This window comes from Holdemanella biformis DSM 3989, from assembly GCF_000156655.1.
In the GTDB taxonomy this organism is placed as follows: Bacteria; Bacillota_I; Bacilli_A; order Erysipelotrichales; family Erysipelotrichaceae; genus Holdemanella; species Holdemanella biformis.
In genome coordinates this window covers 4,419-5,183 of sequence record NZ_DS996851.1, presented here as the reverse complement: position 1 = coordinate 5,183, position 765 = coordinate 4,419, and the positions used below count along the sequence as shown (strand labels likewise).

Here is a 765-nt window from a genome sequence, read left to right as displayed (position 1 = left end):
CTGTATTTTCAGAAACTGTAGCTACAAAATAAGAAGGATTCCATAGATGTCCACCCCATAACTTGGATCTTAGATCATCCCCAAACTCTTTCATTAAGAGTCTGGCCGATACACCCTTCATAGCTTTTATAATATTTGGAATGTAATGCTGCGGCTTACAATTGATCAACATATGGATATGATCCTCATCCATATTCATTTCCAGAATTTGAAAATCATTATCCTTTGAAATCTGAACCAGCAACTCTTTTAATCTTGTTGAAACATGTCCATTCAAGACATTACGACGATACTTTACACACCATACGATATGATACTGTATTGAATAGACATAGCCTCTTCCTTTAACAACTTCCATATGTTTTTTCATTATCTATATTATAACATATGTATATATTTAAAACACTATATTCATCATTTATTATTAAATTATTTATATAACATCTGCACATCTTATTCATCTCATGACTAAAGCCACGAGTGTTCTTAGATTGCATTATAAACTAAATTCCTTTATCCAATCACCGAAAGATAACAATTGATATCCCTGAAAAACTAGAGTACCTTCCATACCAACGTCTACAACATTATATTCAAATACACTAACTTCAAAAGTTTTCATTCCCTCTTCAGTCATAAAAATCAATTCAAAAAAAGCTTCTGGACTTGGAACTTTTCCAGGAACAGCAAAATACTCACCTTCTTTTTTTTCAATTAATTTTGCAGATATCGATTCTTTTCTATATTTATTTCTTGTATATCGTA

2 protein-coding genes are annotated in these 765 nt (G+C 30.8%); both read right to left on the bottom strand.

The genetic code is table 11. The features are described 5' to 3' along the window. Nucleotides 1-358 (bottom strand): IS200/IS605 family transposase (gene tnpA / locus EUBIFOR_RS11355; RefSeq protein ID WP_040466555.1); only part of this gene is annotated, 358 nt, incomplete at its 3' end. Nucleotides 359-496: 138 nt separating this feature from the next. Beyond that, a partial coding sequence (locus EUBIFOR_RS11350) for a DUF2500 domain-containing protein (protein ID WP_003866215.1) occupies nucleotides 497-765 on the bottom strand: 269 nt, incomplete at its 5' end.